This window comes from Streptosporangium oxazolinicum (assembly GCF_039537505.1).
GTDB classification, from domain to species: Bacteria; Actinomycetota; Actinomycetes; order Streptosporangiales; family Streptosporangiaceae; genus Streptosporangium; species Streptosporangium oxazolinicum.
On the sequence record NZ_BAABAQ010000003.1, the window covers coordinates 649,239 to 675,346 of the forward strand.

A 26,108-nucleotide genomic window follows, 5' to 3' on the forward strand; every position below is an offset into this window, starting at 1 on the left:
CGCCCCACGTCCCGGAAAAGCCCTACAGCTCCGGGGCTCTGGACAGCAGGTCGCCGCCCCACCGGCTCTGGAGGGCCTTCTCGACCGCCGCGCCGACCCGGTAGCAGCGGTCGTCGCCGAGCACCGGGGCCATGATCTGCAGACCGACCGGCAGGCCGTCCTCGTCCGCCAGGCCGCACGGCACGGAGATGGCCGCGTTGCCCGCCAGGTTGCTCGGGATGGTGCACAGGTCGGCGAGGTACATCGCCATGGGGTCGTCGGCCCGCTCGCCGATCGGGAACGCCGTGGTGGGCGTCGTCGGCGAGATGAGCACGTCCACCTGCTGGAAGGCGGCCTCGAAGTCGCGCGCGATGAGCGTGCGGACCTTCTGCGCCTGCCCGTAGTAGGCGTCGTAGTAACCGCTGGACAGCGCGTACGTGCCGAGGATGATGCGGCGCTTGACCTCGGGGCCGAAGCCCTGCGCCCGGGTCAGCGCCATGACCTCCTCGGCGCTGCGGGTGCCGTCGTCGCCGACGCGCAGGCCGTATCTCATGGCGTCGAAGCGGGCCAGGTTGGAGGAGCACTCCGAGGGGGCGATGAGGTAGTACGCCGGGAGGGCGGTGGTGAAGGACGGGCAGGAGACCTCGAAGACCTTCGCGCCCAGCGACTCCAGCAGCTCCACGGTCTCGTGGAAGCGCGCGAGCACGCCCGCCTGGTAGCCGTCGCCGCCGAACTCCTTGACCACGCCGATGCGCAGCCCCGCCACGTCGCCGTTGCGCGCCGCCTCCACGACCGAGGGCACCGGGGCGTCGACGGAGGTGGAGTCCATGACGTCGTGCCCGGAGAACGCCTCGTGCAGCAGTGCCGCGTCGAGCACGTTGCGGGCGAAGGGGCCCGGCGTGTCGAGCGAGCTGGCGAAGGCGATCAGGCCGTAGCGGGACGAGCCGCCGTAGGTTGGCTTCATGCCCACGATGCCGGTGACCGCGGCGGGCTGGCGGATCGAGCCGCCGGTGTCGGTGCCGGTGGACAGCGGGGCCTCGTACGCGGCGACCGCGGCCGACGAGCCGCCGGAGGAGCCGCCGGGGATGCGCGACAGGTCCCACGGGTTGTGGGTGACGCCGTACGCCGAGTTCTCGGTGGAGGAGCCCATCGCGAACTCGTCGAGGTTGGTCTTGCCGAGGATCACCAGCCCGGCCTCGCGCAGGCGGCGGGTCACGGTCGCGTCGTACGGCGGCCTCCAGCCCTGGAGGATCTTCGATCCGGCCGTGGTCGGCATGTCCCCGGTGGTGAAGACGTCCTTGTGCGCGATCGGCACCCCGGCCAGCGGGCCGAGCTTCTCTCCGGCGGCCCTGCGGGCGTCGACGGCGCGCGCCTGCTCCAGGGTCGTCTCGGCGTCGACGTGGAGGAAGGCGTTGACCTTCGGCTCGACGGCGGCCATCCGGTCGAGGTGGGCCTGGGCGACCTCGACGGCGGAGACCTCGCCGCTCGCGATCAGCGCGCCCAGGTCCGCGGCGGACTTGCGGATGAGGCTCATGCTTCCTCCCCGAGGATACGCGGGACGCGGAAGCGGTCGTCCTCGACCGCCGGGGCGCCGGACAGCGCCTCTTCGGGCGTCAGACTGGGGCGTACCTCGTCGGGACGGTAGACGTTGGTGAGCGGGAGCGCGTGCGAGGACGGCGGGATGTCGTCGGCCGCCACCTCGGCGACGCGGGCGACCGCACCGATGATCACATCGAGCTGGGCGGCGAAGTGGTCGAGCTCCTCGTCGGCCAGCGCCAGCCGGGACAGCCGGGCGAGGTGAGCGACCTCGTCGCGGGTTATGGCGGACATGAGTCGTTGAACCCGTTTCGTGGAATGGCAATTGGACACTGTCATCCTATGGCTCGCGACCTGAGGGTCCCGACTCATTAACACCGCCGCAACCAAGCGAAGATCTCTTACTCGAAGCGGTCAGGCCGTCCCCGGGCCGTCGGCACCGGAGGAAGCGGCCCCGGAGCCGCCGCCACGGGCCCGGACGGGCCCGCGATCATGCCCGGACGGCGTCCCGGCCGTTCCCGCTCCACGGCGAGGAATCGATTTTCCGGCGCGACTTTGACGGCAGCCGGGTCCAGCGACGGGCACCGCCCTCGCGTCCCGGTCCGGGCCGCCGGTCCCACGGTCTTCACCGACCCCAGGAAAGATCACCGGCCACGGACAAAGCGAGGAGTGTACTTCGTCGAAGTACACTCTTACTTCCACTGGAGATACTATCGCCAGCGATAGTATCTCCAGTGGAAGTATCGCTGATGGAAGTATTCGGAGGAGCGCGTGGGCCGGTTCATCGGCAGGGAGCACGAGCTGGCGGCCCTGGATTCCCTGCTCGACCGCGTCCGGGCGGAGGCGACGACAGGACGTCCCGGGCAGTGTGTGCTGATCCGAGGACGCAGACGGATCGGCAAGTCGGCCCTGGCCGAGGAGTTCATCGGCCGCAGTGGCCTGCCGTCGCTCTTCTACACCTCGGCGCGGGCGGACGCCCAGAGTGAGCTCCACCAGCTCATAGCGGATGTCGCGATGTCGGACCTGCCGGGCCGGAACGCCTTCTCCGAGATGGCGCCCAGCACCTGGAACGGGGCGTTACAGCTGCTGGCGGACGCGCTTCCCGACGACAGCCCGTCCATCGTCGTGATCGACGAGGTTCCCTATCTCATGGACCGCGTGGACGCCTTCGAGGGATTGCTCCAGCGTGCCTGGGACCGGTTCCTCAGCCGCAAGCCCGTTCTGCTGATCCTCATCGGATCCGACCTGTCCATGATGGAGGCGCTGAACAGCTACGAGCGGCCCTTCCACCAGCGCGGCACCGAAATGATCGTCGGGCCGCTCAACCCCCGTGAGATCCAGCAAATGCTCCGTCTCACCGCCGCCGACGCGTTCGACGCGGCCCTCGTCACCGGTGGCCTCCCGCTCATCTGCGGGGAGTGGCCTCGTGGGGCGTCGCTCTGGGAATACCTGCACATCGCGCTGACGAACCCGGTCTCGGCCCTTCTGGTGTCCGCCGAGCGCTCCCTCGCGGCCGAATTCCCCTCCACCGCCCAGGCGAGTGAGGTGCTGCGGGCCATCGGCAGCGGCGAACGCACCTTCACCAACATCGCCAGAAGCGCGGGCGGGATCTCACACAGCACCCTCTCCAGGGCGGCCGAGCTTCTGATCTCCAAGGGGATCGTCATCGGTGAGCTGCCGCTGTCCACCCGCCCCTCCAAGGATCGCCGATACCGCGTGACCGACGCCTACCTACGTTTCTGGCTTCACTTCCTCCGGCCGCACATGCCCGAGATAGAGCGCCGCAGGGGTGACCTGACCATGCGGCGGGTCGCCTCGCAATGGAGCACCTGGCGGGGGCGAGCCGTGGAACCCCTCATACGAGAGTCACTGGCCCGGCTACTTCCCGACGACAGATTGCCGGAAGCACCCGCGATCGGCTCCTACTGGACCAGGAGCAACGACGTGGAGATCGACGTCGTGGGCGCGGACAGGGGGCCGATCGCCCGGCGGCTGTGTTTTCTGGGGTCGATCAAGTGGCTGGAGAACGCCTCGTTCGACGACCGTGACCTCGCCGCGCTGGCCAGGCACCGGGCGGCCCTGACGGACGAGTTGATCCCGCTCGTCGCGGTCTCGCGCGGCGGAGTCTCCTGCTCCGGCCTCACCGCCGCGTACGGCCCCGACGATCTCATCCGGGCGTGGACCCAGCCGGCTCGACCCGGGGCCGGGACATCCGACGCCTGAACGTCGGCCGGTACGACGACCGGCCCCGAGGCCGGGCTACGCCCTCTGAGGGTCGAGGATCTCGGCAGGGCGCGGGAAACCGAAGTCGTGCGTGGCGAGGGCCCGATGTTCGCGCAACCACACGGTCGCGTCGGCGGCGGACATGGGTTCGGCGAACAGCCAGCCCTGACCCAGGTCGCAGCCCATCGCGGCCAGGCGGGCGGCCACCTCGGCGGACTCGACGCCCTCGGCGACAGAGCGCAGGCCGAGGGAGCGGACCAGGTCGACGATGGAGCGGACGACCCGCTCGTCGTCCTTGGACTCGCCGATGCGGCGGACGAACGAGGAGTCGATCTTGACCTCGGCGACCGGGAGGCGCTGCAGGCGGACCAGCGAGGAGTAGCCGGTGCCGAAGTCGTCCAGCGCGAGCGGCACCCCCAGCGCGGTCAGGGCGCGGACGGCGCCGTCGGTGTAGGCCTGGTCGGTCATCAGGATGCGCTCGGTGACCTCCAGCTGGATCGCCTTGGGCGGCAGCCGGTATCGCGCCAGGCCCTCTCCCAGCTGGTCGGAGAGGGCGCAGTCGAGAAGGTCGCGGGCCGAGACGTTGACGGAGATCTGCTCGTGCAGGCCGGTGTGCCACCAGTGGGCGGCCTGCTCCAGCGCCGCGTCGATGACGTATCCGGTGAGGTGACGCATCAGATAGGACTGCTCGGCCATCGGCACGAACTCCCCGGGAGAAATCATGCCCCGCTCCGGGTGGCGCCAGCGCAGCAGTGCCTCCACCCCCCGGACCTGCCCTCCGGCCAGGTCGAGCTTGGGCTGGTAGTGCAGCCGCAGCTCGGAGCGGTCGATGGCCCTGCGCAGGTCACCGAGGAGGTTGAGCCGCTCGGGACTGTTGCGGTCCTTGTCGGCGGCGTAGATCTCGACCCCGGTCCTGCTCTCCTTCGCGAGATACATCGCCACGTCGGAGCGCTGCAGGAGCATCTCGAAGTCGGGCGCGTGGTCGGGGTAGATCGCGATGCCGAACGAGGCGTCCAGGTCGAAGCTCATGCCCTCCAGCCGGACCGGCTCGGTGATCGCCACCCGCAGGCGCGCCGCCACCTCCCTGGCCGCCGCGGCGTCCCTGACCGAGGGCAGCAGGACGGCGAACTCGTCGCCGCCGAGCCTGGCCACCACGTCGCCGGGACGGACACTGTGGGTGAGCCGGTGCGCGACCAGCTGCAGGAGCCGGTCGCCGACCGGGTGCCCGAGGGTGTCGTTGATCTCCTTGAACCGGTCGAGGTCGAGCAGGAACAGGCCGACCCGCTCCCCCTCCCGCGCCTCGGCGAGCGCCTCCTCCGTGCTGAGCACGAGCATCTTGCGGTTGGGCAGCCCGGTCAGCCCGTCGTGCGTCGCCTGGTGGTCGCGGCGGAGCGACATGGTGGCGGTGAAGTAGACCGCCACCATCGGGGCCAGGAACAGCGGCACCAGGGCCGGTGAGTGGTTCATCACCACCACGACGAGCGGGGCCAGGCCGAGCAGCCCGGCGTAGACGAGGCTCTGGTGGCCGATCGTGGTCCTGATCACCCGGTGGATCGACCTGCGCTCGTGCAGCGCCACCGCGCCGGAGACCAGCAGGGCCCGGACCGTGAAGTAGGTGAGCCCGGCCAGCCCGATCGCCAGCAGGTCGGACCCCTCCGGCACCCCGGAGGTCACCGTGACGAGCCGGTCGCCGAACAGCCCGAGCACCAGCCAGGCCGCGGCGCAGGCCAGCGTCACCTGCGCGATGTTGAACATGACCCGGTGGCACGCCTTGCGGGTGACGGCCCCGTTGACGACCATGGCGACCGCCTGCAGCAGCACGGCGACGGGCAGGCCGTAGTGGAGCAGCGCGGCGAAGGTGAACATGGTCGACGGGTACGTACCGCCCACCGTCATCGACGACGACAGGACCACCGGCCGCAGCTCGCCCAGCACGACCAGGGCCGCGAGCATCCAGAACAGCGGACTGCGGACGAGCTCCGCGGCCTCGGCCACGTCTGTGCGCAGCTGGGACACGACGAGGGTGGTGAACCCGATCGTGATGACCGCGGCGAGGTAGGCCCACAGGGGCGTTCCCGGTCGCGGTCCGGTGTCGCGAGTGTCGTTTGGGTCGGCCATGAGTAACAAAACCCCCATTAGTTCACTATGGGAGAGTACGGCCTGCGGGCCACTTCGCGGAACCGATTGCGCACGTTCTGTCACTGACAATTCGCACGTTTTTGAGACACAAACGTGGACGGCCCGTTATTCCTCGGGCCGCACGGTGACCTCCGACGCCGCCTCGGGTCCCTCGGTCAGCAGAATCCGCAGGCCGGCCTCGTCGAGGATCGGCACGCCGAGCTTGACCGCCTTGTCGAACTTGGAACCGGCGTTCTCCCCCACCACCACGAAGGAGGTCTTCTTCGACACCGACGCCGAGACCTTGCCGCCCCGGCCGGTCAGGGCCTCGCCCGCCTCGTCGCGGGTGAAATCGGCGAGCGTGCCGGTCACCACGAAGGTGAGGCCGGCCAGGGTCTGCGAGAGCTGCTCGGCCGGGGGGTCGTCGACCATCCGGACCCCGGCGTCCGCCCACCGGGCGACGATCTCCCGGTGCCAGTCGACCGTGAACCAGTCGTGGATCGCCGCGGCCACCCGCGGGCCGACCCCCTCGACGGCGGCGAGCTCCTCCTCGGAGGCCTTCGCGATCGCGGGGATCGAGCGGAACTCGTCGGCGATCGCCTGGGCCGTCGGGGGGCCGACGTGCCGGATGGAGAGCGCGACGAGCACCCGCCAGACCGGCTGGCTCTTGGCCTTCTCCAGCTGCTCCAGCATCTTCTCGGCGTTCTTGCTCGGCTCGCCGCTCTGGTTGGCGAAGAAGGTGACGACCTTCCGCTCGCCGCTCTCGGGATCGGTCCTGGGCAGGCCGGTGTCGGGGTCGCGGACCACCGACCTGATCGGCAGCAGCCGCTCCATCGTCAGGTCGAACAGGTCCGCCTCGGTGCGGACCGGCGGCTCCTGCGGCGGCAGCGGCTGGGTCAGCGCGGTCGCCGCCACGTAGCCCAGCCCCTCGATGTCGAACGCCCTGCGCCCGGCCGCGAAGAAGATGCGCTCGCGCAGCTGGGCGGGGCACGCCCTGGTGTTGGGGCAGCGCAGGTCGGCGTCGCCCTCCTTCTCGTACGCGAGGGCGGTGTCGCACTCCGGGCAGCGCTCCGGCATCGTGAACTCGCGCTCGGTGCCGTCGCGCAGGTCGACGACCGGGCCGACGATCTCGGGAATGACGTCGCCCGCCTTGCGCAGCACCACGGTGTCGCCGATCAGCACGCCCTTGCGCGCCACCTCGGAGGCGTTGTGCAGCGTGGCCCGCTCGACCGTGGAGCCCGCCACGACGATCGGCTCCATCACGCCGTACGGGGTGACCCGGCCGGTGCGGCCCACCGCGACCTGGATGTCGTGGAGCTTGGTGTTGACCTCCTCCGGCGGGTATTTGTAGGCGATCGCCCAGCGCGGGGCCCGGCTGGTGGAACCCAGGTTGTTCTGCAGCTCGATGCGGTCGACCTTGACCACGACGCCGTCGATCTCGTAGGCCGGGTCGTGGCGGTGCTCGCGGTAGAACTCGATGAAGGCGTTGATGCCGTCGAGATCGTCGACGACCCGGTAGAGGTCGCTGACCGGCAGGCCGAAGCCCCTGAGCCGTTCGTAGATCTCCGACTGGGTGCGGGGCGCGGCGGCGCCCTCCCACCTGCCGACCCCGTGAACGATCATGTAGAGCGGCCGCTGCGCGGTGACGCGCGGGTCCTTCTGCCGCAGGGAGCCCGCCGCGGAGTTGCGCGGGTTGGCGAACGGGGCCTTGCCCGCCTCGACCAGCTGCTCGTTGAGCTTCCCGAACTCCTCGACGGGGATGTAGACCTCGCCCCTGACCTCCACCACGTCGGGCACGTCGTCACCGGTGAGGCGGTGCGGGATGTTGGCGATGGTGCGGACGTTGGCCGTCACGTCGTCGCCGACGCGGCCGTCTCCCCTGGTCGCCCCCCTGGTCAGCCGCCCCTTCTCGTAGAGCAGCGCGATCGCCAGGCCGTCGATCTTCAGCTCGCACAGGTAGGGGGCGGGGTCGCGCTCGGCCAGCCGCTCGGCCTTCGCCTGCCAGGAGGCGAGGTCGTCGGCGTTGAAGGCGTTGTCGAGGCTCTCCATGCGCTGCAGGTGCTTGACCGGGGTGAAGTCGCTGGAGATCGGCGCGCCGATCTTCTGGGTGGGCGAGTCGGGCGTGCGGAGGGTGGGGCTCTCCTCCTCCAGCTCGCGCAGCTCGCGCATCCACCCGTCGTACTGGGCGTCGCTCACGGTGGGCGAGTCGAGCACGTGGTAGCGCCAGTTGGCCTCCTCGACCAGCTCGGTCAGCTCCGCGTGCCGCTCCAGCGCCGACACCGGCACTCCCTCGACCTCAGCGCCCATCGCCCGCTTCTCCCATCGTCGTGGCCCACGTCAAACGTATCTTCGAGCACCGACACCGCGACTCCGCCATTGCTCCGAGTTGGACAAGCCCTCGCCGCTCCCGTACGGCGACGGGCGCGGGATCACTCGCCGGGGTCGTCGCGCAGCACGCCGGCGGCCTTGCGGCAGGCGGTCAGGGCGGCCCTGGCGTAGCCGGGCGAGGCCCCGGCCAGGCCGCAGGCGGGGGTGAGCACGACCTGCGAGGCCAGGGTCGAGCTGGGGAAGCCGAGGCGGCGCCAGAGCCCGACGGCGGGTTCCGCGACCGCGCCGATGTCCGGGATCGTGGAGTCCACGCCCGGCACGACCCCGAGGAACAGGGCGGTCCCGGCCTCGACGGTCTCGCCGATCGCGTCCTCGTCGCGCCTTCTCATGAGGTGGGCGTCCAGCGAGACGCCTCCCACGCCCGCCGCGCGCAGCACCCCGAAGGGCACGCCGGGGGCGCAGCAGTGCACGACCGTGAACGTCTCGGCGGGGAGCACCGCCCCGAGCCGGTCGGCGACGATCTGGCGGTCGACGGCGGCCAGCCGCCCGAAGCCCGAAGCGGTCGGCACCGTGCCCGCCAGGACGCCGGGCAGCCCCGGCTCGTCGATCTGCACCACGATCCGCGAGGCGCCGGGCACCCTGCGGCGCACGTCGGCGACGTGCGCGGCGAGCCCCTCGGTCAGGGACTCCACCAGGTCGCGCACCGCCCCCGGGTCGGCGAGCGTCTTGTCGCCGTGCCGGAGCTCGATCGCCCCCGCCAGCGTCCACGGCCCGCACACCTGGATTTTGAACGGCCCCTCGTATCCCTGGGCCACCTCCTCCAGCCCGTCGAGGTCGCGGACGAGGTGGTCGCGGGCGCGCTTGGAGTCTCGGCCCGGCCGGTCGGCGAACCGCCAGCCCGACGGCTGCACCTCGACGGGCAGCTCCAGCAGGAGCGACGCGGTGCGGCCGATCATGTCGGCGCCGACGCCGCGGGCGGGCAGCTCCGGCAGGTACGGCAGCGCGGGCGACTCCCCGAAGGCGACCCTGACCGCCTCGGCGTGGTCCTCCCCCGGGTGCGACCCGATGCCGGTCGCGGTCGCCTCGCCCCATGGGTACTGGCTCAAGACTGCTCCTGGTTTCGCGTCGGACGTGGGCGGTCGGACGTGGGCGGGACGTGGGGAACCCACCGGCACCTGCCCGGCTCGCCCGCCCACGCCAGCTTAGGACCGCCGGATCGTGCCTCCGGCCGGGTGGGGGAATCCCCGTCGCGCCGTGACGGCGGGCGATCAGGCTGAGTAGGGTGCTGCCCGGTATTCACCCGTTTCCGGGGGCGTCTCGGCGTGGGGGCCGTTTCGCTCGGGGACCGTTCGTTCTTGTGCTGGTTTGTTCTGGGGGCGTTTCGTGGTCGGTCGGATGCTCGTCACGGTGCTGGTGCTGGCGGCGGTCGCGGCGCCCCCGGCCCTCGCGGAGGCCACAAAGGCCACGGAGGTCGCGGAGACGCGGGCGGGGACGGCCGCGCCCGTCAAGTGCAATCCCAAACGCGGCACGACCAGCATCGGGGAGTCCTGGGCCCAGCGGCGGCTCAGCCTCCCCGAGGTGTGGGAGCTGACCAAGGGGGCCGGGGTGACCGTCGCGGTCGTCGACAGCGGGGTGGACACCCGGCACCCCCAGCTGAGGAGGACCCGGTCGATCGACCTGACCGCCACCGGGACCCGCGACTGCCTCGGCCACGGTACGGCGGTGGCGGGCATCATCGCGGCGGCCGAGATGAAGGGGGTGCCCTTCACCGGGGTCGCGCCCCGGGCGAGGCTCATCTCCATCAAGCAGACCTCGGACGGCACCGGCGACGTGGGGCGGCTGGCCGCGGCCATCGTGCGGGCCGCCGAGCTGGGCGCCGACGTGATCAACGTGTCGGTCCAGGCGAGCGACCAGGCCGACCTGCGTAACGCGGTCACCTACGCCCTCGCCATGGACGCGGTCGTGGTCGCCGCGGCCGGCAACGTACAGAAGGAGGACGGCACCCCGGCGCCCGCCTACCCGGCCGCCTACGAGGGGGTCCTCTCGGTCGGGGCCGCCGGTCCCGACGGGGCGAGGGCCGACTCGTCCAACGCCGTCACCCCCGTCTCCGTCCTGGCCCCCGGCCGGAACGTCACGAGCACCTGGGCCGGGCGGGCCTACCGGGAGGACCTGGAGGGCACCAGCTTCGCCGCCCCGTACGTGGCCGGGGTGGTCGCGCTGGTCCGCGCCCGCCACCCCGGGCTGGACAACGTGCGGGTACGGCGGCGCGTCGAGCTGACCGCCGACGGCGGCGCGGGGGCGGGCACCGGGGCGGGGATGGTGAACCCCCTGCTCGCGGTCTCGGCGATCCTGCCGTCCGAGCAGGTGGCGCTCGCGCCGCGCCAGGCGGCCCCGCTGCCGGGGAACGCGGTGCGCCCGGCGCCTCCCGAGGACTCCCGGGCCATCTCGATCTCGCTCTGGGTCGCGCTGGGGGCACTCGTCGTGGGCGTCCTGGTCACCGTGGCGGGCATCGCCGTCCCGATGGGACGGCGCAGGGGCTGGCAGCCGGGCTCCGTCGAGAACCAAACGTAACGAACGGGACTAAAAAGACGATCTAGTCCGGCAAATTTGGTTGGATGGTGCCCGATTAGCTTAAAGCGGCTTTATTGACAGCTGTGCTGGAAGGAATGCAATGGGGTATTTGCACCCATTACTGCCTGAAGATCCTCAGCGTATCGGCGTGCACATCCTGGTCGGCCGGCTCGACCCGGATCCAGGACACGCCGTCTACCTGGGACATCTTCCCGACGACGACACCATCCGCGTCATCCGCCTCCTCGCCGCCGAGCCGGAGGCTCCCGACCCCCGGACCCGGGAGCGGATCACCAACGAGCTGCACGCCGCCAAGCGCGCGTCCGGGGCGCACACCGCCAGGCTGCTGGAGGTCGGCTGGTTCGACGACCGCCCGTACGTGGTCCGCGAGCACGTCGAGGGACCCACGCTGCGGCAGGCGGTGGCCGAGGACGGGCCGCTCACCGGCGACGCGCTGGAGCGGTTCGCCACCGGCACGCTCACCGCGCTGACCGCGCTCCACCTGTCCAATCTCGCCCACGGGTCCCTCACCCCCGACACCGTGCTGCTCGGCCCGGACGGCCCCCGCGTCTTCGACATCGGGCTCGAACCCGTCACGGGCGAGCGGGAGCCGGACTACCGCGCCCCCGAGCACATCCGCGAGGAGGCCGCCGCCGACGTCCCCTCGGCGCCGGAGGCGAGCAGGCCCGCGGACCTCTTCGCCTGGGCGGCCACGGTCGTCTACGCCGCGACCGGCCGGCCGCCCTTCGCCGGTCGGCCGGAGAGGGTGCTGGAAGGTCCCGCGGACCTGACCGCCCTTCCCGCGGAGCTGCGTCCCCTCCTCGCCTCCTGCCTGGACAAGCGATCGCGGGAACGCCCGGACGCCAAGACCGCCATGCTGCGCCTGCTGGGCGAGCCGGAGGCGCAGGACGCGCCGGTTTCCCTTCCCGGCGTCGCCACCGGCCCCGCGCTCCCCTCGCTTCCCGGTCTTGTCTCCGGCACCGTCTCGGGTCCCGGAACGGACCTCGGGGCGCCGGGCAGGGAGGGCACACCGGGTACGGAGGGCACAGAAAACACGGGGGGTACCGGGAACGTCCCCGGTGCCGTCGTACCGCGACAGGCGGAGCCCGCGACGTCGGTCTGGGGAGCTCCGCAGCTTCCCCAGGGCGCGTCCCCCGCCCCCGGAGCCCCGGCCCCGGAACCCGCGAAGGCCGCCAAGGACCGCCCGAGGACGGGCAACTTCTCGATGGCGCTGGCCGCCTGCGTCGGTGTGATCGTCCTGCTCTCCGGGCTCGGGCTGTGGGCCGCCGGGCGGTACACCGCCCTGAGCGACCTGGAGCGGGCCTCCGCCAACGGCGCGCTCCCCGAGGTGTCGCTCGGGCTGGCGGACCAGTCACGAGACGAGCCGCAGGGGCAGGACCCGGTGCAGAACACCGGGGACGCCCCCACGGGCAAGGTGACCGTGCCCTGGGGTACGACGCCCGACCCCGAGGTCGCGGAGGTGGGGCCGCTGCAGCTGCCCAGCGACGCCCCCACCGGGCTGCCCCAGGTCCCGACCATCGGCCCGTACACCAACCCTCCGCCCGTGCCGACGGCGCCGCTCACCACGGCTCCGACCGTGCCCGGGGTGCCGACTCCCACGGCCGGGGTTCCCTCCACCGCCACGTCGCCCACGCCCTCGGTCCAGCCGACCCCGACGCCGACCCCGTCGCTGACCGTCGAGCCGGAGGGTCCCCCGACCGGGACGCCGACCCCGATCCCGAGCCCCACGCCCACCCCGGCCCCGCCGGGCACCCCGGGGCCCACCCCGACGCCGACGCCGACCCTGCCCCAGGGAACTCCCGGCCTGACGCCCACCCCGACCCCCACACCGACACCGCCCCCGACGCCGACGCAGCAGGCCGCGAAGCCGACGGCGTCCCCGGCCAAGCCGTCCTGGAAGCCCTCGCAGACGACCAGGCCGACCATCAGGCCGACCATCAGGCCGACGGTGCGGCCGATCTCGCCCACGGCCGTGCGGCCGTCGTCGTCCCCGCCGGCGCAGCGCATCAACCCCCACACCCCGGAGAGGGTCTGCGGGCCCGGCTTCTCGGTGCAGCGACATGCCCCGTTCAAGGGCGGGACGACCTACCAGCTCTTCAACAGCGCCACGAAGAACGTCTGCGTGGTCACCCTGAAGAACGTGGACGTGGGTGTCGCGTCCCCGCTCTGGGCCACCCTTGAGGTCCAGGGGGGCCAGACCAGGACCGACCGAGGCAACTACGAGTACTACGCGGGCCCGGTCATCCTGTCGGCCCAGGGCAAGTGCGTGCGCTTCAACGGCGGCGGTCCCGCCGGCTCCGCCGCCCTCGGCTGGGTGAACTGCGGGTAGCGCGACGAGCGCTCCTGGAAGACCCCTTCGGGGACCGGCCGTCCGACCGGACGGCCGGTCCCGATCACGAGTCCGGCCCCGGGCGAAGGCCCGGGGCCGGCTTGCGGTTGCCGCCGATCTCGCGGTAGTCGTCCCCGATGTGCTCGACGTGGCCTTTGGCCTCGTCCCCGGCCGCGAGGTGGCCCGTGCCGCCCGAGGCGCCCGCGAATCTCCGGCCCGGCCTCGTCGTCGCCTCGGAAGGCTCCCAGGACGTCAAGGTCGGCCATGGCCCGGATGAAGGCCAGGCCGGGTTCGTCCCTCTCTGCGCGGAGGTCTTCCTTTCGCCCGGACTGATGTCCGTCGGCTCCGGAGAAAAGGACACTTCTCAGTAAAGTCCCCTGAACGTTACGCACGTTCATGGAGTGAACCGGTAACGCCTCAATTCTCCGGATCGGGCTGGGGAACGAACGCGGTCTGGATGAGGCGCACGCCGCTCCTCCGGTCGGAGAGATAGGCCCGTCCCGGCGGCAGCGCGTGAGGACGCACCCCGAACAGCACGCCCTCGTCCTTGTGGCCCGACATCATGACGGCCGGGGTCGCCATGTCCTTGAGCCGCTGGAGCACCGGGTCGAACATGGCCCGTCCCGCGCCGCCCATCGCGCGGGCCAGCACCAGGTGCAGGCCGATGTCGCGGGCCTGGGGCAGCAGGTCGAGCAGCGCGCCGAGCGGGTTGGCGCCCGAGGCCACCACGTCGTAGTCGTCGACCACGATGTAGATGTCCGCCCCCTTCCACCAGCCGCGCGACCGCAGCTCCTCGGGCGAGAGGTTCGCCGGGGGGAGCCGCTTGATCAGCGACTCCCTGATCTCGCCGATGAACTCGGTCGCGGCGGTCGAGGAGGCCGCGTACCCGATGCGGTGCTCGGTGTAGGCGGCGTCCAGCAGCGAGCGGCGGTAGTCGATGACGACGAGACGGGCCTCCGAGGGCTGGTGGCGGGCCACGACCCCCTCGGCCACCAGACGCAGCAGGTTGGACTTGCCGCTCTCGTTGTCGCCGAGGACGACCAGGTGGGGATCGGCGTCGAAGTCGGCGAGCACCGGCGAGAGGGTGCTCTCGTCGATGCCCAGCGGGATGCGCGCACCGGTCTCCTCGGGTCCCGGCAGGCTCTCGGGCGCGAGGACGGCGGGCAGCAGCCGCACCCTGGGGGCGGGCGTGCCCTGCCAGGCGGCGGCGACGGACTCGACCATCGCCCGGGTGGCGACGGGCAGGTCGTCGCTCTGGTCGCCGCCGTCGACGCGGGGCAGCGCGCTCAGGAAGTGCAGGCCGTCGCGGGTGAGGCCGCGCCCCGGCACGCCCTCGGGAACCGCCATCGCGGTCCTGCGGTTCACCTCGGACTCGTAGGCGTCGCCCAGCCTCAGCTCCACGCGGGAGCCGAACAGGTCGCGGATGGACGGCCGGAACTCCGACCACTTGTTGGTCGCGGCGACCACGTGGATGCCGTAGCCGAGACCGCGGGCGGCGAGCTCGGTGATCGTGGGCTCCAGCGACTCGAACTCCTGGCGGACCGTGAGCCACCCGTCGACCACGAGGAACACGTCCCCGAAGCCGCCGGGATCCACGGCCCCCTCGGCGATCTGGCGCCGGTAGGTGGTGATCGAGTCGATGCCCCGTTCGGCGAACTCCCGCTCCCGCCGCGCGAGCAGCGCGGTGACCTCGGCGACGGTACGGCGGACCCGGTCGGCGTCCAGCCGGTTGGCCACCCCGCCGACGTGCGGCAGGCCCTCCAGCGAGGCGAGGGCGCCGCCGCCGAAGTCCAGGCAGTAGAACTGCACCTCGGCGGGGGTGTGGGTGAGGGCGAGACCGGCGACCAGCGTACGCAGCACGGTGCTCTTGCCGCTCTGCGGGCCCCCGGCCACGGCCAGGTGCCCGGCGGCGCCCGACAGGTCGAGCCAGTACGGGTCGCGCCGCTGCTCGAAGGGGCGGTCGACGACGCCGAGCAGCGCGTGCAGCCCCCCGCGCCCCTGCCAGTGCGCGGTCGTCAGCCCGTGGTCCGGGGTGACGGACAGGGGCGGGAGAAGCCGGTCCAGCGACGGCGGCTCGGCCAGCGGCGGCAGCCAGATCCGGTGCGCGGGCGGACCCTGCCCGCCCAGCCTGCGGACCACGACGTCGAGCAGCGTGTCGCGCCCCGCGGTGACGGGCTCCGGTTCCTCCTCCGGCTCGGCCTGGAGGGGAGGCGCGATGTAGGCGGGGCCGTACGGGACGATCTGCCGCCCCTCGGCGCGCTCGCGCCGCACGACCCGCCGCTCGGGGGTGTAGGGCCCGGAGACGTACGCGGCCTTGAAGCGGACCATCCCGGTGGTGTCGAACTTCAGGAAGGCGTTTCCCGGCGCGGAGGGCAGCTCGTAGGCGTCGGTCACGCCGAGCACCACCCGGCTCTCCATCGCCGAGAAGGTCCGCAGGCCGATCCGGTACGACAGGTGGGTGTCCAGGCCGCGCAGCCTGCCCTCCTCCAGCCGCTGCGAGGCCAGGAGCAGGTGCACCCCCAGGGACCTGCCGAGGCGGCCGATCATCACGAAGAGCTCGATGAACTCGGGCTTGGCCGACAGGAGCTCGCTGAACTCGTCCAGCACCACGAAGAGGGTGGGCATCGGGCGCAGGTCGGCCCCCTGCTCCCTGGCCTGCTCGTAGTCGCGCAGCGAGGCGTAGTTCCCGGCGGCGCGGAGCAGCTCCTGGCGCCGTACCATCTCGCCGTGCAGGGCGGCGTGCATGCGGTCGACCAGCGGCAGTTCGTCGGCGAGGTTGGTGATGACGGCCGAGACGTGCGGCAGGGAGTCCATGCCCAGGAAGGTCGCGCCGCCCTTGAAGTCGACGAGCACGAAGTTCAGGACCTCCGACGAGTGCGCGACGGCGAGCCCGAGCACCAGCGTGCGCAGCAGTTCGCTCTTGCCCGAGCCGGTGGCGCCGATGACCAGGCCGTGCGGGCCCATGCCGCCCTGCGCCGACTCCTTGATGTCCAGTTCGACCGGGCGCCCGTCGGTACCGACGCCGATCGGCACCCGCAGCCGGTTGCGCGGCGCCCTGGGACGCCAGAGCAGTGCCGGGTCCAGCCCCGAGGCGTCGCCGAGTCCCAGCAGCTCGGCCAGCGTGGTGTCGGCGGCGAGCGCGTCGCCGCCCCCCGCCCCGGCCGGGGAGCCGCGCAGCGGGGCGAGCCGCCTGGCGAGCCCGTCGGCCTGAAGGTAGGAGAACCGGTCGGGTTTGCCGAGCGGGGTGACGACCTCCTTGCCCGCCTGGTCGGTGGTGATCCGGCTGAACAGGTCCTCGGTGACGCGCAGCCTGAGCATCGTCTTCTCGCCCGCCGGGGTGGTGGTCCCGTCGAGGTCGATGAGGGTGACCCCCTCGATCGCGTCCGCGCCCAGCGGGGAGTCCTGCGGGACGTGCCCGCCGTCGATGATCACAATGTGGTACGGGAGCGCCTCGGCGGAGACGCCCGGCCTGAACCGGGCCCGGTTCTTGAAGTCGGCGCCCAGCAGCCGGTCGAGCTCGCCCAGGTCGTCGGTCATGAGGCGGACGGGCCCCGCGGCGTCGGCCTCGTGCGGGTGCAGGGCGTGCGGGAGCCACTTGATCCACTCCCAGTGGGCCATCCACTCCTTGGAGGCGCACACCGCGATCCTGAGCTCGTCCGGCGAGTGGAAGACGGCGAGCTGGCCGACGAGCGCCCTGACCATGTCGCGGACGGCCGCCTCGGGGCCGATGGGCCTGACCCTGGCGAAGGAGTGCAGGGAGATGGCGATGGGCAGGTCGGCCACGGTCGAGTGGGCGCGGACGAAACGGCGCAGCGCCCCGGCGGACATGGCGTCCAGGTCCTCGACCGGCTTGGACTCCGGCGGGACGAGCTGGACGGCCAGGCGCTGGGAGCCGGTGCCCACCCGGACGGCGCCGAAGTCCGGGTCCGAGGGGCGCCGCTCCCACAGGCGGGCGCTCAGCGCGATCGCCCAGAGGGCGTCGGGGTCGGGGCCGTTCCAGCTGAGCGCCTCGCGCTGCCTGCTCGCCGCGCGCCTGACCTTGGCGCGGGTCTGGGACAGGTAGCGGAAGTAGTCGCGGCGCAGGCCGTTGATCCGCTGCTTGCGCTCCCCGCCCGCCCGGCCCATCTGGCCGATGGTCATGCCGACCATGGAGAGCGCGAACATGCCGCTGGCCACGTACATGATCGGGTTTCCGCCGCCGCCCCCGGCGAACATCAGGCCCATCGCGGCGCCACCGGCCACCATCGGCAGGTACATGAGCACCTGGGTGAACCCCGCCGAGGTGGTCTCCGGGACCTCGGGCGGCGACTCCAGGAGGATCTCGCCGCGCGGCGGTACCGGAGGTGGACGCCGCTCGGGACGCCGGACGACCACGATGCCCACTTCGCCCCCGATGTGAGTTAAGCAAATATTGTCCAGTCCGGATCACCGTAGCGAAACCGTCCCCCATGTTCGACGGAATCCTCGGGAACGACTCGGCACCGATGCCGGACGATCGCCGAGGCGGATCCCCGCGCCCCGCGGACCGGGCGGGCACGGAGTGAACACCGCGAACCTCTCACCGCCCATAGAGACCGGGTGATCACAGAGCGAACACCGCGAAACCTCCCACCCCCGACGGGCGCCGGGTGATCGCGGGATGAACACCGCGCACCTCTCGACCCCGGCAGGTGCCGGGTGATCGCGGGGGTGGCTACCATGCGGCCTGTGAACCAGGTGACCGCAATCCCCCTGTGCCGCATCACCGTCGTCACCCCGCGCCGCCGGGTCGACCTGGCGGTGCCCTCGGACCTCCCCCTCTCCCACCTGCTGCCCGACCTGCTCGCCGCCACCGGCGAGAGCGCCGAGGAGGTCGCGCCGGCCGGAGGCTGGGGGCTCCAGCGGATCGGCGCGGCGCCCATGCCCTCGGGCGCGGGCCTGAACGAACTGGGCATCAGGGACGGCGAGGTCCTCTACCTGCTGCCCCGCTCCTCCCAGCTGCCCGAGGCGATCTTCGACGACGTCGCCGACACCGTGGCGACCGGTGTCAAGGAACGGACCGGCCGCTGGCAGGCCGCGCACACCAGGGGCGTGGGGCTGGGCGCCGCGGCGCTGTCGATGGTCGCCGCGGTCGCGGTGCTCGTGGCGAGCGGACCGCCCTGGGGACCGGTCGTCGCCTTCGCCGGGGCGTGCGCGATCCTCGCCGTCGTGGCGGGCGCCGCGCTCTCCAGGGCCGTGGGCGACGGCCGGGCCGGTGCGGCCATCGGCTACACCGCGCTGCCCCACGCCTTCCTGGCCGGGGCCTGCGTACCCGCTCCCCCCGCCGGTCCCGCCGCGTTCGGAGCGCCCAACCTGCTGGCCGGGTTCGCGGTGACCGCGCTGGTCGCCACCGTGACCGGCTGGATCGTCGCCGAGGGGCTGCCCAACTTCTTCGGCGTCGGGCTGGCCGCGGTGATCGGGACGATCTGCGCGGCGGTCGTGATGTTCACCGGGGCGCCCACCGCCGGGGTGGCCGCGGTGGCCGCCTCGGTGACCCTGGCCTGCGCGCCGCTCATCCCGACGACGTCCTTCCGGCTGGCGCGGCTCCCGCTGCCCGCGCTGCCCGCCAACGCCGAGGAGTTGCGCGCCGACACCGACGACATCGACGGCGCCGACATCCGGCGGCGCGCGACGGAGGCCGAGCGGTTCGCGACCGGCCTCACCGCGGGCGTCGCCCTGGTGGCGCTGGGCACGCTGCCGGTCCTGCTCACCGCGAGCGGGTGGACCGCCCCCGCGACCCTGGTCACGCTCTCGCTGGCGCTGCTGATGCGCGCCCGCGTCTTCCAGGGGACCGGTCAGCGTCTCTGGCTGATCGGCGCGGGGCTGACCGGGCTGCTGGCGCTGACCCTGGGCGTGGCGTTCACCGTGCCGGGCTCGGCCCTCGCGGTGACGATCGGCCTGGTGTGCGCGGCGGCGGTGGCGGGCGGGATGGCGCTGTTCCTCCCCCGGCGGCGGCCCTCCCCGTTCTGGGGACGCGCGGGGGACGTCCTGGAGTTCTGCCTGATCCTGGCCCTGTTCCCGCTCGCGCTCGGGGTCATGGACGTGTACGCGGCCATCAGGGGCCTGTCGGGCTGACCGGTCCGGCGCATGGCCGCCCGCAGGGTGATCGCGGGCGGCCGTCGGCGGCCATGGACGGTCAGTCGCGTCTCAGGTCGTCCAGGGTGCGGACCAGATCCTGGCCGATGTCCTCGAAGCGGCGCCGGGCCTCGGCCATGTCCAGCGGGAGCGGGTCGCCGGTGGCGGCGTGGAGCAGCTCCTCGTTCGCGCGCGCGGCGGCCTCCTGGGCGGCGCGGACCGCCTCGGTCACCGCCTCGGCGATGGCCTGGCTGTCCAGGCGCATGATGCGCGGCTCAAGGGTGATCTCCTTGATCCGCCCGGCGCCGTCCACCAGGGCGCGGGCCAGGCCACCGGCACCGGACCCCTCGCCGGTGACGGTCTCCAGCTCGCCGAAGACCCCGCCGAGGCGCCGCAGCGTCTCCTCGCTCTGCCGTACGACGGCGTCCAGGTCCTCCAGGCGCAGGTTCTCGGGGTTCTCGGGGTTGAGGGCACTCACTTGTACGGCTCCGGCATCTCTTTCTTGGGGGACAGCCACTCGAACGTCCCGCCCTTGGGCAGCTGGGGCGCCTGGCCGGGCGCACCCGTGGGCGCCTGCTGGTACGGCAGGAGCGAGGGGTCGATCCTCGCCTTGGTGAAGTCGACCTTGGCCGAGCCGGTGGGCTCCAGGTTGAACGACTGGACCCACGCCTTGCCGGAGAAGTAGACCGACATGCTCCCGGCCACCGAGGCGACGAGCTTGCCCAGCGCGCCGGTCGAGACGGCGATGACCTGGCTCGCCAGGGTGCCCAGCATCCTCAGGTTGACCATGGCACTGGCCGCGTACGGGGTCGCCAGCATCGCCGCCGCGATCGTGGCGAGGGCCAGCAGGGTCGCCGCGATCTTGGCGATGGCCAGCCAGTACGCGCGGTAGGCGTCTCCCAGCTCGTCGACGATCCCGGCGACGTTCTTGACGTAGGCGCGCAGGCTCTCCAGCGCCTCCTGCATCCGCTGGACGGCGTCGTCGAACGCCTCCCTGTCGTCGGCGATCCAGCCCTCCTTCTCCTTGGTGAGCAGGACGGCGACGTAGCTCTTCACCGCGGTGTCCAGGCGCGAGTGGACGGACTCCCAGTTGTTGTAGGCGTCGGCCATGCCCGGCACGTTCGCCACGGCGGTGCTCGCGATCGCCACGCCCGCCCAGGCCGTGGGCGCCAGCCTGGCACCGCCCTTGAGGGTGGACAGGACCTTGGTGGAGTTCGTGATCACCCCCTTCGCGCTCTTGCCCGCCGTCAGCGGGCTCGGTCTCCCGCCCGGTCTCGCGGTCATGTCAGATCCCCCTCCCCCGATTCACTCGTACACGGCTCACTGGTACACGACGGTGCTGTTGTCCTCCGCGGTCCGCCAGTTGACGCGGGCGGTGGTCAGCGCGGCCGTCCACGACTCCAGCACCTCCACGGCGTCGTCGAACTTCTCCCCGACGTCCCGCTGGACCTCCCGGTAGCGCATCCCGACCGCGAGCTCGCCGACGGCTCCCCAGCCGGGGAATCCGACCGTCGTGTCGCCGAGCATCGCGTGCAGTTCCCTGATCCTCGGGATGACGTCCTCCTCGATCTCCTTGCGAATGCTCTCGATCGCCGAGGAGGTGACGTACTTCTCCTGGGTCATGCGGCCTCCGTGATCACGTGTTCCCGGACATCTCCTACCATCCCGATCCGGCCCTCCCGCCCACCTCAAGGGCCTGTTCACGGGGTCGCCGACAGCCGGAAACGTCCGGGACCGCCACCGTTCACCATCGGCGCCCGCTGCGCCGATCGCCGATCACGCTTCTATGCTGTCGGCGACCAGGCACCCGGCGAGGCGGAGGTGGGATGCAGACCCGTCGTGATCTCTATCAGGCACACAGGCTGATGACCCAGCGCCTGGGCATGGCCCTGCTCCAGGGCGAGCCCGACGTGCCCGAGTCCCCGATGCGCAGGCACAACGTCGCGACGTTCTGCGGCGTGCTGGTCGCGGTGCTGGTGGCGGTGGCGTTCGGCATCTACGGGCTGCTGAAGCCCGGCGGCGCCACCGCGCTCACCGAGCCGGGGACGGTGATCGTCGAGGAGGAGTCGGGCGCGACCTTCGTCTACAGCGCGACGCGGGGTCAGATGATCCCTGTCGCCAACGTGACCTCGGCGCGGCTGCTGCTCGGCGGCGGGCAGAACGTGGCGGTCCGCACGGTCACCACGGCCTCACTCGCGCGTTTCCCCCGCGGGCTCATGGTCGGCATCCCCGGCGCCCCCGAGTCGCTGCCGCCCCGCGACCGGCTGGTCCGCGCCCCCTGGTCGGCCTGCGTGGTCGAGGGCGTGGACGCCGCGGGGACGCGTACCCCGCACACCTCGCTGGTCGGCGGCTTCGCGGTCGGCGGCACCCCGATCGGGCGGGACACCGCGATGGTCGTGGAGGAGGGCTCGCAGACCTGGCTGCTCTGGTCGGACCGGCGGATGCGGGTGCCGCAGGAGAGCCTGCGGGCGCTGACCGAGGAGCAGCCCCGGCAGGTCCCGGCGGCCTGGCTCAACGCGCTGCCCATCGGCCCCGACTTCCGCGCCCCGGCGCTCGCCGCCCGAGGCAGGGTGGTACGCGGCCCCGACGGCGCGCGTTCCGTCGCGGGCCGGATCTACACCGTGCGGGCGGTGTCGGGCGGCGCGGCCAAGTGGTACGTCCTGCTCCCCGACGGCCTGGCCGCGCTCACCCCCGCCCAGGCCGAGCTCCTGCTCCAGGACCCGGCCAGCAAGAGGGCGTACGGCAGGGCTCCGGTGCGCGCCGTGGAGATCGACGCGGCGACCGCGAACGGGATGCGGCGTTCGGCCACCCGTTTCGATCCCGCTGGGCTTCCCGCCACCATGCCGAGGGTCATCACCCCCGATCCGGCCTCGCCGGTGTGCGCGGTCTACGCCGACACCGAGCGCGGATCGACCCGGGCCCGGCTGACCGTCGGCAGCACCCTGCGCATTCCCGCGCCGCCGGCGGGCCGGTTCGACCAGGATTCGGTGGACCAGGTCGTGCTCCCGCCGGGCACCGCGTCGCTGGTCGGCGTGCTGCCGGGCAACGGCAGGCTGGACTCGGTCACCTCGGTCTTCCTCATCAGCGACCAGGGGCGGCGGCACGCGATCACCGCGAAGGAGTCGCTGGCGAGCCTCGGCTACACCGCCGCGGACGTCGCGCCGCTGCCCGCGCACATCGTGCACCTGATCCCGCAGGGACCCGCGCTCGACCGGACGGCGGCGGCGGTCCCGGTGCCCGTGGGACAACCGTGACCCCCGTTACCAACGGTACATTCGTTCGTTATTGGTGAGAGACACGGCGGCTGTCCACTTTGTAATGATCGAAAGTCCCATGCCAGTCGAACACCATGGAGGTGTCACGTGGTCCAGAAGACCTCCGCGTACCATTCGCGGCTTGGCGAGGCGTCGCAGAAGACCGACGACGCCAAGAACACGATCAACCAGATCAAGACCCAGCTCGAAGGCCACCGGGGCGAGCTGCGCTCCGGCTGGGACGGTCAGTCCGCGGTCTCCTTCGACGGCGTGTTCAACGCCTGGAGCACCGAGATGACCAACATCCTGCGGGAGCTCGAGGGCCTGTCCATCAAGCTCAAGAACATCCAGAAGAACTACGAGACGGCCCAGGAGAACCAGACCGCCGTGTCCAGGCGGCTCGGGGCCGACATCAACAGCTGACGGATTCGGAACGGGGATCACCATGGCTAGCGACTTCGACCGCACTCTTGTCGACTTCGGCCAGATGGACCGCTCTGCCGGCGACTTCGCCCGGCAGTGGCAGATGCTGGAAGGCACCCTCCAGAACCTGGAAGGGGACCTCGACCGGTTGCTCGGAGACTGGGAGGGCGACGCGCGCACGGCCTACTACGGCGCCCGCGCCCAGTGGGACGCCGCGTCCGGCCGGATGGCCGCGCTGCTCCAGCGCCTCGGTGGCGTCATCGAGATCGGCAGGGAGAACTTCGCGATGACCGAGAAGGTCAACGTCACGATGTTCGACGGGCGCTGATCCCGGAGGCGGAGCGGGTCACGGCGGTGCCGCGGACCCACCTCACCGGGGAGAACCAACCGGGTCGCGGCGGTGCCGCGACCCCTTAGTAACGGGGAGAGAGGTATGGCAGCTCCCGAAGACATAGACAGAGGCGCGTCCCCCTGGCCCGGCCTCGACAAGGCCCGTCCGGCCGTCGAGATCAAGCGCGACCGGATCAAGCAGCTCCTCAAGGCCCTGGAGGAGGACGTCGCGCGCCTGGAGAGCTCCAACGAGGGAGCCCTGCAGGACATGCGGTCCATGACCAACCTGACCGAGGCCCACTTCGGCACCTGGGACACCGCCAAGGATCTCGCCAGGACCACGGGCAAGGCTCACATGAAGGTCGGCGCGGTCTACCAGGAGACCATCGCCAAGTATCGGGCCGCGATCGAGCTGCTGCGGGCCGCCGCCTACAACTACCAGGACGCCGAGCAGGCCAGCACCACGAACAAGGCGAGCTGAGGCGATGGGCAACGACCACGCGCTTCACCACATCAAGTTCGACGGTGAGGGCTCCCCGGGAATCGGCAGCCGCGGCCACTACAGCGGCTACAGCGCCGACGAGATCAAGATGATGCTCGAGGCGACCAACCCTCGGGCCATCGAGGACGCGGGCCACGCCTACAGTTCCGCGGCGAGCACACTGCGCGACAGCCACCTCCTGATCAGGCAGGTCGCCGGCGAACTCGCCCAGGTCTGGAGCGGTGACGCCTCGATCGAGGCGCAGAACGCGCTCCAGCTGGTCCACAAGACGGTCAACGAGCTGTCCACCCGCTGCGGCCAGCTCGGGCCACCGCTCACCCACTACGGCAGGGAGGTCCTTCCCACCTACATCGAGGCCGCCGCCAGCAGGCCGTCGATGGGCTTCCTCGACGCGGTCGACTTCCTCCCGGGGGACGACATCGCCGTCGGGAAGGTCGGCGACATGTACCTCTTCAGCAACAAGTCGACGAACGACTTCGCCCGCGAGGACCTGATGGCGCTCAACCAGGAGCTGGTCAACCTCTACGAGCGCATTCCCGCGACCGTGGAGAAGGACCTGCCCCAGCTGAGTGCCGCGGCCGACCCCCCGCTCACCACCCAGAACTACCCCGGCACCGGAGACTACCCGGGCGGCGGGGGCGGTTACCCCGGGGGCGGTGGCATGCCCGGCTTCGGCGGAGGCTACTCGGGTGGCGGCGGCGCCGGTTACCCCGGCACCGGAAACCTGCCCGGCTTCCCGGGGGGCGTTTCTCCGGGCGGGAGCGACTATCCCGGCGTCTCCACCCCGGCCTATCCCGGCGGTCCCGGCGTTCCCGGCACGGGGGCTCCCGGCACCGGTGGCCCCGGCACAGGGATTCCCGGCACGGGCGACCCCGGCGCGGGGATTCCCGGCACCGGCGGTCCCGGTACGGGCGCCCTGCCGGGGAACGGCACCATTCCGCCCGCGTACTCCACCGACCCGGCGGCCCTGAACCCGAACGATCCGCGCAACACCCAGCTGGCGGGCTTCGAGCCCACCGTGCCGGGCGGTCCCGGCACCGGGCTCGGTCCCGGCACGGGTCTCGGCCCGGGGACCGGGCTCGGTCCCGGCACCGGCCCCGGCACCGGGCTGCCCCCCTACACCGGGGGCGGCGGGGGCGTGGGTCCCACCACCGCGTTCGGCCCGAACGGTCCCGCGGGGCCGAGTTCCTGGGTCGGCAACGGCGGCACCGCCGGGACCGGCGGTGCCTTCGGAGGCGCCGGTGGTGTCGGCGGCATGCGGGCCGACGGCCGTGGCGGCATGGGCATGGGCGGCATGCCGTTCATGCCGATGGGCGGCGCGGCGGGCGAGGGGAACCAGGACCGTGAGCGCTCCACCTGGCTCACCGAGGACGAGGACGTCTGGGGTGGCGACGGCGGCACCGCGCCGCCTGTGATCACCTGACCGGACCGCGCGGGGGGCGCCGCCTCCAGCGGCGGCCTCCCGCGCGTTCCGTTCTCCGGGCACGACCCCGGCCTCACCCCGTGTGCCACACCCCGTGCGCCACGCCCTCGTACGACTCCGGCGTGGCCTCTCCGGCCCGATCCACCGGGCACGGCCTCGCGCACTCTCCGGCCCACCGGCGCGGTCGCTCCACGGCATCGCCGCCGGGGCCGGAACGGAGGCGCGACGGCGCCGCCCCCCACGGGATCATGATCCGGCGCGCCCATAAAGTGAGGGGATGAGACTCACGAAATTCGGGCACGCGTGTGTCCGCCTGGAGAAGGACGACTCCGTCCTCGTGATCGACCCGGGCTCCTTCAGTGAGGAGTCCGCGCTCGACGGGGCACAGGCCGTCCTCATCACCCACGAGCACTTCGACCACGTGGACGCCGACCGGCTGCGCCGGGCGGCCGGGACCAACCCGTCCCTGGAGATCTGGACCAACGAGGGCGTGGCCGCCACGCTCACCGACGTTCCCGCGAAGATCCAGGTGGTACGGCAGGGCGACGCCTTCGACACGGCCGGTTTCGGGGTGAGGGTCGTCGGCGAGTGGCACGCCCCCAATCACCCGGACCTGCCGATCGTGCGCAATGTCGGCTTCCTGGTGGACGAGGAGGTCTTCTACCCGGGTGACGCGTTCACCCCGCCGGGTGTCGAGGTGCCCACGCTCCTGGTGCCGACCAACGCGCCGTGGATGAAGGCGTCGGAGATGATCGAGTATCTCCGCCAGGTCCGTCCCGCCCGCGCCTTCTCCACCCACGACGGCCTGCTCAACGACCTCGGGCTCCGTCTCGTCGACATGTGGCTGGAGATGGAGTCGGACCGGCAGAAGGCCGACATGCGCCGCCTCAAGCCCGGCGAGTCGGTCACCCTGCCGTAGGACCGGCCCCGCCGGGCGGGGAACCCCGGGCGGGGAACCGGCCTCGCGCCCGTGGGACG

Annotated in this window: 20 protein-coding genes; 10 read left to right on the forward strand and 10 right to left on the reverse strand. The window is 72.2% G+C overall.

What is annotated here, in order from left to right:
• Positions 1 to 22: 22 nt before the first annotated feature.
• On the reverse strand, positions 23 to 1,513 hold the full coding sequence (gatA, locus tag ABD817_RS12405) for an Asp-tRNA(Asn)/Glu-tRNA(Gln) amidotransferase subunit GatA (protein WP_344917978.1): 1,491 nt from the start codon (positions 1,511 to 1,513) through the stop codon (positions 23 to 25).
• The gene (gene gatC / locus ABD817_RS12410) at positions 1,510 to 1,809 is read right to left on the reverse strand and encodes an Asp-tRNA(Asn)/Glu-tRNA(Gln) amidotransferase subunit GatC (protein WP_344917979.1); all 300 of its coding nucleotides are present in this window, start codon (positions 1,807 to 1,809) and stop codon (positions 1,510 to 1,512) included. The genes gatA and gatC overlap by 4 nt, the downstream gene beginning before the upstream one ends.
• A 477-nt stretch (positions 1,810 to 2,286) precedes the next feature.
• On the opposite strand from gatC, the gene ABD817_RS12415 reads away from it, so the two are divergent.
• Positions 2,287 to 3,738 carry an ATP-binding protein gene (locus tag ABD817_RS12415; RefSeq protein ID WP_344917980.1) on the forward strand — a complete coding sequence of 484 codons (1,452 nt, stop codon included), beginning with the start codon at positions 2,287 to 2,289 and terminating at the stop codon, positions 3,736 to 3,738.
• A 36-nt stretch (positions 3,739 to 3,774) separates the two neighbouring features.
• On the opposite strand, the gene ABD817_RS12420 is transcribed toward ABD817_RS12415, so the two are convergent.
• The 3 genes from ABD817_RS12420 to ABD817_RS12430 form a co-directional block, all read right to left on the reverse strand.
• A complete protein-coding gene (locus tag ABD817_RS12420) occupies positions 3,775 to 5,856 on the reverse strand; it encodes a putative bifunctional diguanylate cyclase/phosphodiesterase (protein WP_344917981.1) in 2,082 nt (693 codons plus the stop codon).
• Between the two features lie 126 nt (positions 5,857 to 5,982).
• A complete protein-coding gene (ligA, locus tag ABD817_RS12425) occupies positions 5,983 to 8,163 on the reverse strand; it encodes an NAD-dependent DNA ligase LigA (protein WP_344917982.1) in 2,181 nt (726 codons plus the stop codon).
• A 122-nt stretch (positions 8,164 to 8,285) separates the two neighbouring features.
• Complete coding sequence (locus ABD817_RS12430) at positions 8,286 to 9,290, reverse strand: methionine synthase (protein WP_344917983.1); 1,005 nt, start codon at positions 9,288 to 9,290, stop codon at positions 8,286 to 8,288.
• A gap of 277 nt (positions 9,291 to 9,567) precedes the next feature.
• Between ABD817_RS12430 and ABD817_RS12435 the strand changes: the two genes are divergently transcribed.
• Positions 9,568 to 10,755: a S8 family serine peptidase gene (locus ABD817_RS12435; RefSeq protein WP_344917984.1), complete on the forward strand. Its 1,188-nt coding sequence runs from the start codon at positions 9,568 to 9,570 to the stop codon at positions 10,753 to 10,755.
• Between the two features lie 148 nt (positions 10,756 to 10,903).
• A complete protein-coding gene (locus tag ABD817_RS12440) occupies positions 10,904 to 13,105 on the forward strand; it encodes a serine/threonine protein kinase (protein ID WP_344917985.1) in 2,202 nt (733 codons plus the stop codon).
• A 64-nt stretch (positions 13,106 to 13,169) separates the two neighbouring features.
• On the opposite strand, the gene ABD817_RS12445 is transcribed toward ABD817_RS12440, so the two are convergent.
• Positions 13,170 to 13,361 (reverse strand): hypothetical protein, encoded by a 192-nt coding sequence (locus ABD817_RS12445; RefSeq protein WP_344917987.1) that lies wholly within the window; start codon positions 13,359 to 13,361, stop codon positions 13,170 to 13,172.
• 161 nt (positions 13,362 to 13,522) lie between these two features.
• Positions 13,523 to 17,488: a type VII secretion protein EccCa gene (eccCa, locus tag ABD817_RS12450; protein WP_344917988.1), complete on the reverse strand. Its 3,966-nt coding sequence runs from the start codon at positions 17,486 to 17,488 to the stop codon at positions 13,523 to 13,525.
• 324 nt (positions 17,489 to 17,812) lie between these two features.
• On the opposite strand from eccCa, the gene eccD reads away from it, so the two are divergent.
• Positions 17,813 to 19,198, forward strand: a complete 1,386-nt coding sequence (gene eccD, locus ABD817_RS12455) for a type VII secretion integral membrane protein EccD (RefSeq protein WP_344917989.1) — start codon at positions 17,813 to 17,815, stop codon at positions 19,196 to 19,198.
• 61 nt (positions 19,199 to 19,259) lie between these two features.
• Here the strand turns inward: eccD and ABD817_RS12460 are convergent, their stop codons facing one another.
• Genes ABD817_RS12460 through ABD817_RS12470 form a run of 3 tightly spaced genes read right to left on the reverse strand, consistent with a single transcriptional unit; the run spans position 19,260 to position 20,821 of the window.
• Positions 19,260 to 19,676, reverse strand: coding sequence for a YbaB/EbfC family nucleoid-associated protein (locus ABD817_RS12460; RefSeq protein ID WP_344917990.1), 417 nt, complete (start codon positions 19,674 to 19,676; stop codon positions 19,260 to 19,262).
• Positions 19,673 to 20,482: a hypothetical protein gene (locus ABD817_RS12465; RefSeq protein WP_344917991.1), complete on the reverse strand. Its 810-nt coding sequence runs from the start codon at positions 20,480 to 20,482 to the stop codon at positions 19,673 to 19,675. The genes ABD817_RS12460 and ABD817_RS12465 overlap by 4 nt, the downstream gene beginning before the upstream one ends.
• Positions 20,483 to 20,518: 36 nt before the next feature.
• Positions 20,519 to 20,821 carry a hypothetical protein gene (locus ABD817_RS12470; protein ID WP_344917992.1) on the reverse strand — a complete coding sequence of 101 codons (303 nt, stop codon included), beginning with the start codon at positions 20,819 to 20,821 and terminating at the stop codon, positions 20,519 to 20,521.
• A gap of 203 nt (positions 20,822 to 21,024) precedes the next feature.
• Between ABD817_RS12470 and eccB the strand changes: the two genes are divergently transcribed.
• The 6 genes from eccB to ABD817_RS12500 all read left to right on the forward strand — a co-directional run bounded on the left by eccB (position 21,025) and on the right by ABD817_RS12500 (position 26,049).
• Positions 21,025 to 22,452 (forward strand): type VII secretion protein EccB, encoded by a 1,428-nt coding sequence (eccB, locus tag ABD817_RS12475; RefSeq protein ID WP_344917993.1) that lies wholly within the window; start codon positions 21,025 to 21,027, stop codon positions 22,450 to 22,452.
• Positions 22,453 to 22,560: 108 nt separating this feature from the next.
• Positions 22,561 to 22,875, forward strand: coding sequence for a WXG100 family type VII secretion target (locus tag ABD817_RS12480; protein WP_344917994.1), 315 nt, complete (start codon positions 22,561 to 22,563; stop codon positions 22,873 to 22,875).
• 22 nt (positions 22,876 to 22,897) lie between these two features.
• Complete coding sequence (locus ABD817_RS12485; RefSeq protein ID WP_344917995.1) at positions 22,898 to 23,203, forward strand: WXG100 family type VII secretion target; 306 nt, start codon at positions 22,898 to 22,900, stop codon at positions 23,201 to 23,203.
• A gap of 105 nt (positions 23,204 to 23,308) precedes the next feature.
• A complete protein-coding gene (locus ABD817_RS12490) occupies positions 23,309 to 23,686 on the forward strand; it encodes a hypothetical protein (protein ID WP_344917996.1) in 378 nt (125 codons plus the stop codon).
• Positions 23,687 to 23,690: 4 nt separating this feature from the next.
• A complete protein-coding gene (locus tag ABD817_RS12495; RefSeq protein ID WP_344917997.1) occupies positions 23,691 to 25,130 on the forward strand; it encodes a WXG100 family type VII secretion target in 1,440 nt (479 codons plus the stop codon).
• Between the two features lie 277 nt (positions 25,131 to 25,407).
• Positions 25,408 to 26,049 (forward strand): MBL fold metallo-hydrolase, encoded by a 642-nt coding sequence (locus ABD817_RS12500; protein ID WP_344917998.1) that lies wholly within the window; start codon positions 25,408 to 25,410, stop codon positions 26,047 to 26,049.
• The last annotated feature ends 59 nt before the right edge of the window (positions 26,050 to 26,108 follow it).